Source organism: Mycobacterium sp. E2327, assembly GCF_001672675.1.
Taxonomy (GTDB): Bacteria; Actinomycetota; Actinomycetes; order Mycobacteriales; family Mycobacteriaceae; genus Mycobacterium.
In genome coordinates this window covers 19,481-33,235 of record NZ_LZKE01000242.1, presented here as the reverse complement: position 1 = coordinate 33,235, position 13,755 = coordinate 19,481, and the positions used below count along the sequence as shown (strand labels likewise).

Annotated in this window: 10 protein-coding genes; 8 read left to right on the top strand and 2 right to left on the bottom strand. The window is 69.7% G+C overall.

What is annotated here, in order from left to right:
• Positions 1-11: 11 nt before the first annotated feature.
• The 5 genes from A5712_RS27750 to A5712_RS27730 are packed head-to-tail and all read left to right on the top strand — an operon-like array spanning position 12 to position 6,479.
• On the top strand, positions 12-1,442 hold the full coding sequence (locus A5712_RS27750) for an aldehyde dehydrogenase family protein (RefSeq protein WP_068113012.1): 1,431 nt from the start codon (positions 12-14) through the stop codon (positions 1,440-1,442).
• 7 nt (positions 1,443-1,449) lie between these two features.
• Positions 1,450-2,433, top strand: a complete 984-nt coding sequence (locus A5712_RS27745) for an MDR family oxidoreductase (RefSeq protein ID WP_068113009.1) — start codon at positions 1,450-1,452, stop codon at positions 2,431-2,433.
• 10 nt (positions 2,434-2,443) lie between these two features.
• Positions 2,444-3,640, top strand: a complete 1,197-nt coding sequence (locus tag A5712_RS27740; protein WP_068113005.1) for a MaoC family dehydratase N-terminal domain-containing protein — start codon at positions 2,444-2,446, stop codon at positions 3,638-3,640.
• A gap of 2 nt (positions 3,641-3,642) precedes the next feature.
• Positions 3,643-5,322: a class I adenylate-forming enzyme family protein gene (locus A5712_RS27735; protein WP_068113002.1), complete on the top strand. Its 1,680-nt coding sequence runs from the start codon at positions 3,643-3,645 to the stop codon at positions 5,320-5,322.
• Positions 5,319-6,479, top strand: a complete 1,161-nt coding sequence (locus A5712_RS27730) for an NDMA-dependent alcohol dehydrogenase (RefSeq protein ID WP_255404425.1) — start codon at positions 5,319-5,321, stop codon at positions 6,477-6,479. Before A5712_RS27735 ends, A5712_RS27730 begins: the two co-directional genes overlap by 4 nt.
• 12 nt (positions 6,480-6,491) lie before the next feature.
• Here A5712_RS27730 and A5712_RS31140 read toward each other — a convergent pair whose 3' ends face one another.
• Both A5712_RS31140 and A5712_RS31135 read right to left on the bottom strand, forming a co-directional pair.
• Positions 6,492-6,953 carry an SRPBCC family protein gene (locus A5712_RS31140; RefSeq protein ID WP_068113000.1) on the bottom strand — a complete coding sequence of 154 codons (462 nt, stop codon included), beginning with the start codon at positions 6,951-6,953 and terminating at the stop codon, positions 6,492-6,494.
• Positions 6,950-7,807, bottom strand: a complete 858-nt coding sequence (locus A5712_RS31135) for a rhomboid family intramembrane serine protease (protein WP_156766807.1) — start codon at positions 7,805-7,807, stop codon at positions 6,950-6,952. The genes A5712_RS31140 and A5712_RS31135 overlap by 4 nt, the downstream gene beginning before the upstream one ends.
• A gap of 67 nt (positions 7,808-7,874) precedes the next feature.
• On the opposite strand from A5712_RS31135, the gene A5712_RS27715 reads away from it, so the two are divergent.
• From A5712_RS27715 to A5712_RS27705, 3 genes are all read left to right on the top strand, one after another.
• Complete coding sequence (locus A5712_RS27715) at positions 7,875-8,249, top strand: nuclear transport factor 2 family protein (protein WP_068112995.1); 375 nt, start codon at positions 7,875-7,877, stop codon at positions 8,247-8,249.
• Positions 8,250-8,291: 42 nt separating this feature from the next.
• Positions 8,292-8,516 carry a hypothetical protein gene (locus A5712_RS27710; protein ID WP_068112992.1) on the top strand — a complete coding sequence of 75 codons (225 nt, stop codon included), beginning with the start codon at positions 8,292-8,294 and terminating at the stop codon, positions 8,514-8,516.
• A gap of 363 nt (positions 8,517-8,879) precedes the next feature.
• On the top strand, positions 8,880-13,709 hold the full coding sequence (locus A5712_RS27705; protein WP_068112987.1) for a cation-translocating P-type ATPase: 4,830 nt from the start codon (positions 8,880-8,882) through the stop codon (positions 13,707-13,709).
• Positions 13,710-13,755 lie beyond the last annotated feature (46 nt).

Genomic DNA, 13,755 nt, shown 5'->3' with positions numbered 1-13,755 from the left:
AAGGAGTAGTCATGCGCGAGTACTTGAAGTTCTACATCGACGGCCGCTGGGTTGACCCGGTGCGGCCCAACACCTTCGACGTCGAGAACCCGGCCACCGAACAGGCCGCGGGAAAGATCTCGCTCGGCTCGGCCGCCGACGTCGACGTGGCGGTGAACGCCGCCCGGCGCGCTTTCGACGGCTGGTCGCAAACCACCCGGGAACAGCGCCTCGAACTGCTGGAGGCGATCCTCGCCGAATACGGCAAACGGGCGGGCGATCTGGCCGACGCCGTCACCGAGGAAATGGGCGCGCCGCCGTCGCTGGCCGCCGGCCCGCAGGTGCAGCTCGGGCTCGGTCACCTGGTGACGGCGATCGACGTGCTGAAGAACTTCCAGTTCTCCGAACAGCACGGGGCAACGCTGATCGCCAAGGAGCCGATCGGCGTGTGCGGGCTGATCACGCCGTGGAACTGGCCGCTCAACCAGATCGCGGTCAAGGTCTACCCGGCGTTGGCGACCGGGTGCACGATGATCCTGAAGCCGTCCGAGGTGGCGCCCTTCTCCGCCTACATCTTCACCGAAATCCTCGATGCGGCGGGCGTCCCGGCCGGGGTCTACAACCTGGTCAACGGCGACGGCCCGGGCGTCGGCGTCGCGCTGGCCAGCCACCCCGATATCGACATGGTGTCGTTCACCGGGTCCACGCGTGCGGGTGTCGAGGTGGCCAGGAACGCCGCGACGACGGTGAAGCGGGTGACCCAGGAACTCGGCGGCAAGAGCCCCAACATCGTCCTCGACGACGGGGGCTTCGCCGACAGCGTCCGCGCCGGCGTGGCCAACATGATGCCGAATACCGGGCAGAGCTGTAACGCCCCGTCGCGCATGCTGGTCCCGAATTCGCGGATGGCCGAGGCCATCGACATCGCACGCGAGGTCGCCGAGCAGGTGCAAGTCGGTAATCCCGAGGACAAGAGGGCGATCGGACCGGTGGCCTCACAGGCGCAATTCGAAAAGGTCCAGGGCCTGATCCAGAAGGGCATCGACGAGGGCGCGACCGTCGTGGCCGGCGGCCCGGGCCGGCCGGACGGGCTGGACAAGGGTTACTACGTCAAGCCGACCGTCTTCGCCAACGTCACCAACGACATGACGATCGCGCGCGAGGAGATCTTCGGCCCGGTGCTGTGCATCCTCGGCTACGACGACCTCGACCAGGCCGTGCAGATCGCCAACGACACCGACTACGGCCTGGCCGGCTACGTCTCCGGGGCCGACCTCGACAAGGCCCGGGAGGTGGCCCGCAAGATCCGCGCCGGCTGGGTGACGATCAACCACGCCTTCGACATGAACTCGGCGTTCGGCGGCTACAAGCACAGCGGCAACGGTCGCGAGTGGAGCGAGTTCGGGTTCCACGAATACCTCGAGGTCAAGAGCACCCTGGGCTACGCGCCCCAGAAGGGATGAAGCACGGATGTTTTCCGCGGTTTTGATCGACAAGGGCGACCAGGGACAGACCGTCGGGGTCACCGAGCTGGACGAGGCCCAGCTGCCCGACGGTGACGTCAGCGTCGACGTCGAGTACTCCACGCTGAACTACAAGGACGGCCTGGCCATCACGGGCAAATCGCCCGTCGTGCGCAAGTTTCCGATGGTGCCCGGCATCGACCTCGCCGGCGTGGTGAGCGAGAGCAGCCACGCCGACTGGAGCAAGGGCGACCGCGTGGTGCTCAACGGTTGGGGCGTCGGCGAGACGCATTGGGGCGGCCTCGCTCAGCGAGCCCGCCTCAACGGTGACTGGCTGGTGCCCCTGCCCGCCGCCTTCACCACCCGCCAGACGATGGCGATCGGCACCGCCGGCTACACCGCCAGCCTTTGCGTCGAAGCACTCCTCCAGCACGGGGTCACCCCCGATCAGGGCGAGATCCTGGTGACCGGCGCGACCGGCGGCGTAGGCACCGTCGCGATCGCGCTGTTGACCGCGGCCGGGTTCAAAGTGGCCGCGGCCACAGGCAAGTCGTCGGAAGAGCAGTTCCTCCAGCAACTCGGCGCCGTGACGGTGCTGGACCGCGCCGAGCTGAGCGAGGCCGGCAAGCCGCTGCAGAAGGAGCGTTGGGCGGGCGTCGTCGACACCGTCGGCAGCCACACCCTGGCCAACGCCTGCGCGCAGACCCGATACGGCGGCGCGGTCACCGCGTGCGGCCTGGCCGGCGGCATGGACTTCCCGGCAACCGTCGCGCCGTTCATCCTGCGCGGTGTCTCGCTGCTCGGCATCGACAGCGTGATGGCGCCCAAGCAGCGGCGGCTGACCGCCTGGGAACGCCTGGCACGCGACCTGGACGCCGGCGCGCTCGATGCGATCGCCCGGGAGATCGGGTTGGGCGAAGCCATCGCGTCGGCCGGCGAGCTCATGGATGGCAAGGTGCGCGGCCGGATCGTCGTCGACGTCAACCGCTGACGGGAGCGCGATGACAAAGAAGACGACCAAGCCCGCGGGCGCCCACCTCGATCTGTCCGACGTCGATCACCGGGTCGGCAAGCCGATCGGCGGCGGTCAGTTGTGGGATCCGTGCAGCTCCTCGGACATTCGGCGCTGGGTGATGGCGATGGACTATCCCAATCCGCTGCACTGGGACGAGCAGTTCGCGCGCGAGTCGAAGTTCGGTGGCATCGTCGCGCCGCAGTCCATCGCGGTAGCCCTGGACTACGGGCACGGCGCGGCGCCGGCATGTGTCGGCCACGTCCCGAACAGCCACTTGATCTTCGGCGGCGAGGAGTGGTGGTTCTACGGCTGTCCGGTTCGGCCCGGGGACAAGTTGTTCCAGGAGCGCCGGTTCCACGACTACAAGGTGACCGAGACGAAATTCGCCGGGCCCACGATGTTCTCGCGCGGCGACACCGTCCACAAGAACCAGCACGGCGCCCTGGTGGCGCGCGAGCGTTCCACCGCGATCCGCTATCTGTACGAAGAAGCCACCAAGCGTGGCATGTTCGAAAATCAGCTCGGCGAGATCAAGCGCTGGACGCAAATGGAACTGGAGGCGGTCGAGCGGCTGCGCCGCGAGTGGCTCGAGTCCAACCGGCTGGGTGTTTCGCCCCGCTTCGACGAGGTCAAGGTCGGCGACACGCTGCCGCGTCGCGTGATCGGCCCGCACAGCATCGCCAGCTTCACCACCGAATACCGGGCGTTCCTGTTCAACATCTGGGGCACCTTCGAGTGGGTGGCGCCTGCGGGCGTCGAGGATCCCTGGGTCTATCAGGATCCCGGCTGGGGCAAGGACTTTGCCTTCGACGAAGAAGACGCGAAGATCGATCCGCGCAAGCGCGACGGGCTTTACGTCGGTCCGTCACGCGGACACATCGATGCCGAGCGGGCCAGCGAGGTCGGCATGGCGCGCGCTTACGGCTACGGCGCCACGATGGGCGCGTGGTGCACCGACTATCTCGCGTACTGGGCCGGCCACGACGGCTTGGTGCGTCACTCCAAGGCCGATTTCCGCACACCCGCCTTCGAGGGCGACGTGACATATTTCGACGCCGAGATCGTCGACAAGCAAACGGAGTCGGCCTGGGGTGTGCCGCTGGTCCAGGTGAAGCTGCGGCTGACCAACCAGAACGGCGAAATGCTGGTCGGCTGCACGGCCGAGGTGGAACTCCCGTTGTAGCCATGGCCGACGAGACGGATCCGCAAGCGGCACAGGTTCTTTCGATCGTTTCCGGGCCACCGCTGTCGGATGAGCCCGGGCTCGGGTCGCTCACGCTGCCGGGCTTCCTGCACGACGTGGCGCGGGCGTACGGCCCGCGCGAGGCGTTGGTGTGGCGCACCGCCGACAGGGTCACCCGGTGGACGTACGCCGAACTCTGGGACCGTGCGGTCGAGGTGGCGCGCGCGTTGCGCGCGTGCGGCGCGGGCAAGGGCACCCGCGTCGGGGTGTTGATGACCAATCGGCCGGAATGGCTTGCCGCAGTGTTCGGCACCTCCTTGGCCGGGGGCATCGCCGTCCCGTTGAGCACGTTTTCGACGCCGCCCGAACTGGACCATCTGATCCGGGCCTCCGCCATCGCGGTGCTGTTGTTCGAACGCAGGGTGCTGACGAAGGACTTCGCCGCCGTGCTGGCCGAGCTGGACCCGGCGACGTACCCGTACTTGCGCAAACTCGCGCTCGTCGGTGACCCGGCGCCGGGCATCGAATCGTGGCCCGAGTTCCTGTCGTCCGGCCACGACGAGCCGCGCGAGCTGGTCGAGGCGACCGCCGCGGCGGTGTATCCCAGCGATGCCGCCGTGTTGTTCTTCTCGTCCGGCTCGACGAGCAAGCCGAAGGGCATCCTCGGCGCGCACCGCGGGGTGTGCATACAGCTGTGGCGATTCCGGCGCATGTACGGGTTCAGCCCGGACGACCACGTTCGCGGCTGGACCGCCAACGGCTTCTTCTGGTCCGGCAACTTCACGATGGTGCTCGGATCCACACTGGCCAGTGGCGGGGCGCTGGTCCTGCAATCGACGTTCGACGCCGCCGAGGCGCTCGAGCTCATGGCGGCCGAGCGGGTGAACTTCCCGTTCGCGTGGCCCCACCAGTGGGCCCAGTTGGAGGGCGCGCCCAACTGGAGCACGGTGGACCTGAGCAGCGTCCGATTCGCGGATTTCAAGACCCCCATCGCCCACCATCCGACGGTCTCGGGCGAGTGGCACGAGCCGGGCCACGCCTACGGCAACACCGAAACATTCACGATCACAACCGGTTATCCCGCCAACACCCCACCCGAGGTCCACGCGGACAGCTTCGGGGTGGCGCTGCCCGGTGTGACGTTGAAGATCGCCGACCCGCTTACCGGCGGCACCGTTCCGCGCTGCCAGGCCGGCGAGATCTGCGTCAAGGGGCCGACACTCATGCTCGGCTATCTCGGCACCCCGCTCGACGAGACGCTCGATTCCGAGGGCTTCTTCCCGACCGGCGACGGCGGCTACCTCGACGACGAGGGGCGGCTCTACTGGCAGGGCCGGCTGACCGACATCATCAAGACCGGCGGCGCCAACGTCTCCCCCCGCGAAGTCGACGAGGCCCTCATGACGCAGCCGGGCGTCAAGGTTGCCCAGACCGTCGGCGTTCCGCATCACACGCTCGGGGAGATCGTCGTCGCCTGCGTCGTGCCGCACGACGGCGTAACCATCGACACCGCAGAGCTTTTGGCGCGCCTGCGGCAACGATTGGCGAGTTACAAGGTGCCGCGCCACGTGCTGTTCTTCCGCGAGGACGAAGTGGCGGTGACGGGCAACGCCAAGATCAAGGCCGGCGAGCTTCGGGAACTGGCCGTCAAGCGACTGACCGAAGCAGGAGGTTTGCCATGAAGTGTCGTGCCGCCGTGCTGCGCGGCGTCGGCGAGGACTGGGAGGTCCGCGAGATCACTCTCGACCCGCCACGCAGCGGCGAGGTCCTGGTGCGGATGGCCGTGGCCGGCATCTGCCATTCCGATGACCACGTGTTTACCGGCGACGTGGTGCCCACCCCCGAGGTGCTGGCCGCGAGCGGTCAGCCCGCGCCGGACTGGTTCCCGCTGCTGGGTGGCCACGAGGGCGCCGGCGTCGTCGCGGAAGTCGGGCCGGGCGTGACGACGGTGCGGCCCGGGGACCACGTGGCGCTCTCGTTCATCCCCGCGTGCGGCAGCTGCCGATTCTGCGTCAACGGTCAAAGCTACATTTGCGATATCGGCGCGAGCCTGTTCGTGCGGGAGATGCCCACCGACGGAACGTGCCGCCGCCACCTCGGCGACGAAAACCTGTTGGCGTATGGCCAACTGGGGACGTTCGCGGAATACGCGGTGCTGTCCGAGAGGTCCGTCATCAAGATCGACGACGCGGTACCCTTCCACGCCGCCTCCCTGGTCTCCTGCGGTGTCAGCACCGGCTGGGGCTCCGCGACGGTCTCGGCGGGCACCGAGCCGGGGGACACCGTCGTCGTCATCGGCGCGGGCGGCGTCGGGATGAACGCCCTGCAGGGCGCGCGCGCGGTCGGCGCAAAATATATGGTCGCGGTGGATCCCGTTGAATCCAAGCGTGATTCGGCCAAGATCTTCGGCGCCACGCACACCGCCGCCTCCGCGCAGGACGCGATCCCCTTGGTCCGAGAGATCACCGCGGGCCTGATGGCCGACCGCGTCGTCGTCTGCCCCGGCGTGGTGCACGTGGACCTGATCCCGTTGGCGATGACGCTGCTTCGCAAGGGCGGGGTCTGCGTGCTCACCGGCATCACCCCGTACACCGAGCCCCCGACACCGTTGGTCCTGCAGGAGATGACGCTGTCGGCCAAACAACTCCGGGGAGCCCTCTACGGCGGGATGAACCCACGCACCAGCGTGCCGCTGCTGCTGTCGTTGTATCAGGCGGGCGCGTTGAAACTCGACGAGCTGGTCACCCGCCACTATGGGCTCGACCAGATCAACGAGGCGTTCGCGGACCTGCGCGAGGGGCGCAACATTCGCGGGATCATCGATTTCGCGGGCGCCTAAAACACCGCCCGTTCAGCCGGATTCGAAGTGGCGCCGGATGCCGGCCAGCATCTCGGTATGCGCTTTGACAGCCTCCCGCGTCGTCATCGCGGCGAGCGGCCGGGGCGCGGCGATCCGGATTCGCTCGGTGACGCGGGTTCCGCCGTCGATCGGCGCGAAGCTCACCGTTCCGCGCAGCCGCACGCCCGGCGACTGATCGGCCTCGGTCGTCACCTCGCCGTCCGTGCGGACCTGCAGCCGCGCGCGATAGGTGATCCGCATGGTGAACGGCCCCAACGGAATCCGGTCCACCACGGTGTAGCTTTGCAGGTAGCCTTCCGGCGTTTCGGCGCGCGACGTCGACTGTACGGACACGATCAGCGGATGCACGAGTTTGATGTTGTCCAGATCCACGTAGAAATCGCGGACGTCGTCGGGCGGCGCGGGGACATCTTCGGACAGCTCGGTTTCGGCGTGCGCCGTCCACCAGCTCACAGGTACAACTCCGCCGCGAGAACGCCCGTGCGCCACCAGATCAACGCCGCGAACAGAACCGATACCAGAACGGCCACCGAGGCCTGGATCAGGTTGCGGCGTTCCCTCGGCGCGTAAACGTAAGCCGCGGCGACCAATCCGCCCGTGACCAGCCCGCCCACGTGGCCCTGCCAGCTGATCCGTTCGGAACTCACGGCCGGAGCCACGAACGTATAGAGCAAATTGATCACGATGACCGCGACGACCCAACGCATGTCGAGGTTGAGCCGCTTCGCCACCACGAATGTGGCCCCGAAAAGGCCGAACACCGCTCCCGACGCGCCCGCCGTCGCCGTGTTCAGCGTGATCAGGTAGACCAGCACTGACCCGCCCAGCAGGCTCAGTGCGTACAGCGCGCCGAACCGCAACCGCCCGAGCAGCATCTCGAGGGGCGGGCCCACGACGTACAACGCCCACATGTTCAGCAGCAGATGCGCGGCGCCGTAGTGCACGAACGCCGAGGTCACCAAGCGGTACAGCTGGCCGTCGGCGACGGCGGGTGGCCACAGCACGAGCTGACTTTGCAAGCCCCGCACCGACATCTGCAGCGCAAACACTCCCACGTTGATCGCGATCAGCGCAAAAGTGATGACCGGCGTGCCGGTCCGCTCCCGCCCGCCGAATTGCGTGCGGGGCTGACGAATGCTTCGGGCACCCGCCTCCACGCATTCCACGCATTGGTGACCGACCGCGGCCGCGCGCATGCAGTCCGGGCAGATGTAGCGCTCGCAGCGGTTGCAGCGCAGATAGGTCTGGCGACCGGGATGCCGGTAGCACGTCGGCGCTTCGGCCTCCGGTGGCCTGGGTGCAGTCATCGCACTATTCTCACCGTTTCCCAGGTTGCCGCGGTGCCTTACTGTGTTTTCCGTGAGGTCACCGAATGTGACTGAGGTCCGGGCCGGCGTCGTGGAGCGCTACCTGGAATGCCTCGCCGCCCACGATTGGGACGGCCTCGCCACCACCATCGCCGACGACGGACTGACCCGGGAGGGCCCGTTCTGCGACGTCGTCGAGGGCAAGCAGCACTACGTCGCCTACCTGCGCAAGGTGTGTACGACCCTCAAGGGTCACCGGCTGGAGGTGCAGCGGGTCTCGCACGTGAACGATCGCCTTTCCTACGTCGAGTTGACCGAGGCGTTCGAGATCGACGGCGCAAGCGCGACGTGGCCCGAATGCATTCTCTTCGAGCGGAGCGACGACGGGCTGATCTCTCGCGTCAGCGTGTTCTTCAAGCAACGCTCGCCCGACACCGGCTAGAGGTCTATTCCCTCACCCGCGGAATTGACCTACCGTGTTGGGATGGAGGAAGCAGGAACCCCGGAGTCGGTGCCGGTCGAGAAATTGCACTCGGGCGACCCGATCACCGATTGTGGTCAGCGGTACATAGTTCTCGAGTCGAAATCTCTCGGCGATAGTTGCGTGGTCCTCGAGCTGGAGTCCCGGGTGAACCATCAGTTGCAGGTCATCGAGAAGTCCTTCCCGGCCGGGTATGAGGTCGGCAGGGCGAATCACCGGATCTTGTAGACCTTTTATCCAAGCCGAATGCGCGAGTAGCCGTCCGACGGCTACCGCGCATTTGTGTTTTCTGTCCGGCTGGTACTTCGGCCCTTCCCGAAACACCTTCTGCGCCAATGGGTTCGGCGCGACTCGTGACCGCGTCGTTCCGACGACGCCTCCCCGAGATTTCTCCGCCGCCACGTGTTCGCCAGGTTTGGCCTGCCGCCAACCCGGTAATCTTCCTGCCAGGAAGCAATTGCAACCCTGGCAACCGAGCGAGTCCGACGCGCCCCACTCGCTGGTGTAACCGCACGGCCGGGTCACCTGTGGACAGGCCGCTGACACGCCAGGATCATTAGGCGCGGGCAGACGGGTTTGAAGGGTGACGGAATGAGGATTCCGGGTGTAGCCAGCGTCGTTGCTGGCGTGACCGGCGGAGCCGCGCAGGTGGTACGAGCCGGCGTCTCTACTGCGGCCGGCGCCGCGGGCGCGGTGCAGATGTTCGCCAGCCCGGTGATGGAATTGGCCAGCCCGGTGGTTTCGTCGATGGCCCACACGACCGGCCGGGCGATCGGCATCAGCGCCGCGTCCAACGGCTCCTCCCCCAACGGTGTCGCCCCGCCGGTGCGCTGGCACAGCGGGCGCCGAGTGCATCTGGACCTGGATCCACTGCTGCCCTTCCCCAGCTGGCACGAACACGCGGCGGTGGTGGAGGAACCGGTTCGCCGGATTCCGGGCGTCGCCACGGCCCACGTCGAGGGCGCGCTGGGCCGGCTCGTGATCGAACTCGACAGCGACGCCAACGCCGAGCCTGTCCTGGACGAAGTCCGGGACACGGTGTGCAGCGTGGCCGCCGACCTGGCTTTCACCGGACCCAAGGCGATAAGCCGCACCGCGCCGTTCGCCGACCCGGGTAACCCGTTGGCGATTCTGGTCCCCTTCACCGCGGCGGCGATGGATGTCGCGGCCATCGGCGCCGCGGTGACCGGCTGGCTGGGCCGCCTGCCCGTCGCGCCGCGCAGCGCGCGCGCCGCGGCCGCCCTGCTCAATCACCAGCCGCGGGTGGTGGCCGTCCTGGAGTCGCGGCTCGGTCGCGTCGGCACCGACATCGCGCTGAGCGCCTCGACGGCCCTGGCCAACGGCCTGACCCAGGCGGTGGGCACGCCGATGCTGGACCTGGCTCAACGCGGCCTGCAGATCTCGGAGGCGTCGGCCCACCGTCAGCGCTGGCGGGAGCGGGAGCCGCAGCTGGCCTCGCCGGATCGACCCCAGGCGCCGGTGGTGCCCGTCATCTCGTCGGCCGGACCCAGCTCGCAGGCCCCGCGGCACAACTGGGCCGCCGCGGCCGCCGGCGAGGTCTCGCACGTGGTGGTCGGCGGGGCGATCGACGCCGCCATCGACACCGCGAAGGGTTCCATGGCCGGCCCGGTCGAGGAGTACGCCGATCAGGCCGCGAACGCCTCGCTGATCGCCGCGGCCGGCGCGCTGCTGGCCGGCGGTGGCACCGAAGACGCGGCCGGGGCGTTGCTGGCCGGCGTGCCGCGCGCCGCGCACGTTGGCCGTCAGACCTTCGCCGCTGTGCTGGGGCGCGGCCTCGCCAACGCCGGGCAACTGATCCTGGACCCCGGCGCGCTGCGCCGACTGGATCGGGTCAAGGTGGTCGTCATCGACGGCGCGGCGCTGCGCGGCGACAACCGCGCGGTGCTGCAGGCCAGAGGAGACGTGCCCGGCTGGGACGAGGACCGGGTCTACGAGGTCGCCGACGCGCTGCTGCACGGTGAAGAGGCGCCCGACCCCGACCCCGACGAGTTGCCGGCCATCGGGGCGCGCCTGCGCTGGCTCCGCGCCCAGGAGCCGTCGGCGACGCCCGCCCAGGGCCTCGAGCACGCCGACCTCATCGTCGACGGTGAACGCGTGGGCGGCGTCGATGTGGGATGGGAGGTCGACCCGTTCGCGATCCCGCTGTTGCAGACGGCCCACCGGACCGGGGCGCGGGTGGTGTTGCGCCACGTCGCCGGCACCGAGGACCTGACCGCGAGCGTGGCGGTGAGCCACCCGGCGGGCACGCCGCTGCTGCAGTTGGTCCGCGATCTGCGGACGGACCGCGGGCCGGTGCTGCTGATCACCGCCGTGCACCGGGACTTCGCGTCCACCGATACGCTGGCGGCCCTGGCCGTCGCCGACGTCGGCGTGGCCCTGGACGATCCGCAGGCCGCGACGCCGTGGACCGCCGACATCATCACCGGCACCGACCTCGCCGCGGCGGTGCGGATCCTTTCGACGCTGCCGGTGGCTCGGGAGGCCACCGAATCGTCGGTGCGCCTGGCCAAGGGCGGCAGCACGCTGGCCGGGTTGCTGCTGGTCACCGGCGAGCCCGGGACCGCCAATCCGTTGGCGGTGCAGCGCTGGCTCAACCCGGTCAACGCCGCCGCCGCGGCCGCGTTGGTATCGGGCGTCTTCTCGGCCACCCGGGCGCTCCGGTTGCCGGACCCCACGCCGCAGCCGCTGACCGCCTGGCACGCCCTGGATCCCGAAATCGTCTACTCGCGGCTGGCCAGCCGCACGCGTCCGCTGGCCGTCGAGCCCGGGGAGGCGCCCTGGCGGCAGGTCCTCGACGACCTCTCCTACAACCCCCTCGTCGCGCCGCTGCGAGGCCCGGCCACCCGGGTGGGGCGGCTGCTGTCCGCGACCCGGGCCGAGCTCGCCGATCCGCTCACCCCGATCCTGGCGGTGGGCGCGGCGGCCTCGGCGATCGTCGGCAGCAACGTCGACGCGCTGTTGGTCGCGGGCGTGATGACGGCCAACGCTATCGCCGGCGGGGTGCAACGGCTGCGGGCCGAGGCGGCGGTGGCCGAACTGTTCGCCGAGCAGGACCGGCACGCGCGCCGCGTCGTCCTGCCGACCGTGGCGACGGCGCGCCGCCGGCTCGAGGCGGCCCGTTCGACCGAACGGACGGTGACGGTGAGCGCCAAGTCGCTGCGCCCGGGCGACATCATCGACCTGGCCGCCCCGGAGGTGGTGCCCGCCGACGCACGCCTGTTGGTGGCCGAGGACCTGGAGGTCGACGAGTCCTTCCTCACCGGTGAGTCGCTGCCGGTCGACAAGCAGGTCGATCCCGTCGCGGTCACGGACTCCGACCGGGCCAGCATGCTGTTCGAGGGCAGCACCATCGTCGCCGGCCGCGCCCGGGCGATCGTGGTGGCCACCGGCGCCGGCACCGCCGCGCAACGGGCGATGTCGGCGATCGCCGACGTCGAGTCGGCCGCCGGGGTGCAGGCGCGGTTGCGGGAATTGACCAGCAAGGTGCTTCCGCTGACGCTTGCCGGCGGCGCGGCGGTGACCGGTTTGGCCCTGGCGCACCAGGGTTCGCTGCGTCAGGCGGTCGCCGACGGCGTCGCGATCGCGGTGGCCGCCGTCCCGGAGGGACTCCCGCTGGTGGCCACCCTGTCCCAGCTCGCCGCGGCCCAGCGGTTGTCGCGGCGCGGCGTGCTGGTCCGCACCCCACGCGCCGTCGAAGCGCTGGGCCGCGTCCAGACGGTGTGCTTCGACAAGACCGGCACCCTCACCGAGAACCGCCTGCGCCTCGTCCGGGCGGTGCCGCAGGAGACGAGCGCGGACGGCCCGTTCCCGGATCCCGCCGAGCCGCGCGCCGCCGAGGTGTTGCGCATCGCCGCGCGCGCGTGCACCCAGCCGCACAACGGGCAGGGGCACGCGCACGCCACCGACGAGGCCATCCTGACCGCCGCCAATTCCCTTGATGGTCAAGCGGATTCGGAGTGGACCGTGCTCGCCGAGGTGCCGTTCGAGTCCAGTCGCGGCTACTCCGCCTCGATCGTCACCGCCCCCGCCGCGACGGCGGAGCCGATGCTGATGGTCAAGGGCGCCCCCGAGGAGATCCTGCCGCGATGCCGGTTCGCCGAAGGCAACGGGGACCAAGACCATGCCGAGTCGTTGGTGTTGAGTCTCGCCGGTGAGGGCCTGCGCGTGCTGGCGGTGGCCCGGCGCAACTGGGACCGCGGCACCGCCGAGGAGGACACCGACGCCGACAGCGTCGACGCCGCCGCGCACGACCTGGAGCTGGTCGGCTTTGTGGGCTTGGCCGACACCGCGCGCCCGTCGGCGCGGCCGCTGATCGAGGCGCTGGTGCAGGCCGGGCGCCGGGTCGTGCTGATCACCGGCGACCATCCCATCACCGCCCGGGCGATCGCGCGTCAGCTGGGGCTGCCGTCGGATGCCCGTGAGGCCACCGGGGCCGAACTGGCCGCGCTCGACGAGGACGCCCGGGCCAGACTCGCCGCCGACGTGCAGGTGTTCGCCCGCGTCAGCCCCGAGCAAAAGGTGCAGATCGTCGCGGCGTTGCAGCACAGCGGGCAGGCGGTCGCGATGGTCGGCGACGGGGCCAACGACGCCGCCGCGATCCGGATGGCCGACGTCGGCATCGGGGTCAGCGGTCGCGGGTCGTCGGCCGCCCGCGGGGCCGCCGACATCGTCTTGACCGACGACGACCTCGGCGTCCTGCTCGACGCGCTGGTCGAAGGCCGCGGCATGTGGGGCGGGGTGCGCGACGCCGTCAGCATCCTGGTCGGCGGCAACGTGGGCGAGGTGCTCTTCACCATCATCGGGACCGCGTTGGGCACCGGCCGGGCGCCGGTGGGCACGCGTCAACTGCTGCTGGTGAACCTGCTCACCGACATGTTTCCGGCGCTCGCCGTGGCCGTCACGCCGCAGTACCCGCAACCAGAAGACGACGAGGACGGCGCCGACCGCGACGCCGAGGAAATGCAGCGTGCCTTCCAGCTGGCGGCGCTGTCCGAACCCTCGCCGTCGCTCGACGCGCCGCTCATGCGCCAGATCGTCACCCGCGGCGCCGTCACCGCCGCCGGCGCGACGGCGGCCTGGGCCATCGGGCGGTGGACTCCGGGCACCGAACGGCGCACGTCGACGATGGGTCTCACGGCGCTGGTGAGCACGCAGCTCGCGCAGACCCTGTTGACCCGGCGCCACAGCCCGCTGGTCCTGGCCACCGCGCTGGGCAGCGCGGGTGTGCTGGTCGCCATCGTGCAGACCCCGGGCGTCAGCCAGTTCTTCGGCTGCACGCCCCTGGGGCCGGTCGCCTGGTCCGGCGTGATCGGTTCGACGGCGGGTGCCACCGCCGTGTCGGTGCTGGCGCCCAATTGGCTCGCCAACCGGGTCGCCGCGCTGGAGCCCAAGAAGGACTGAACATTCGCGGTGCTCGCCGTTCGCTTATCAAGCGGTGGTTGCGTAG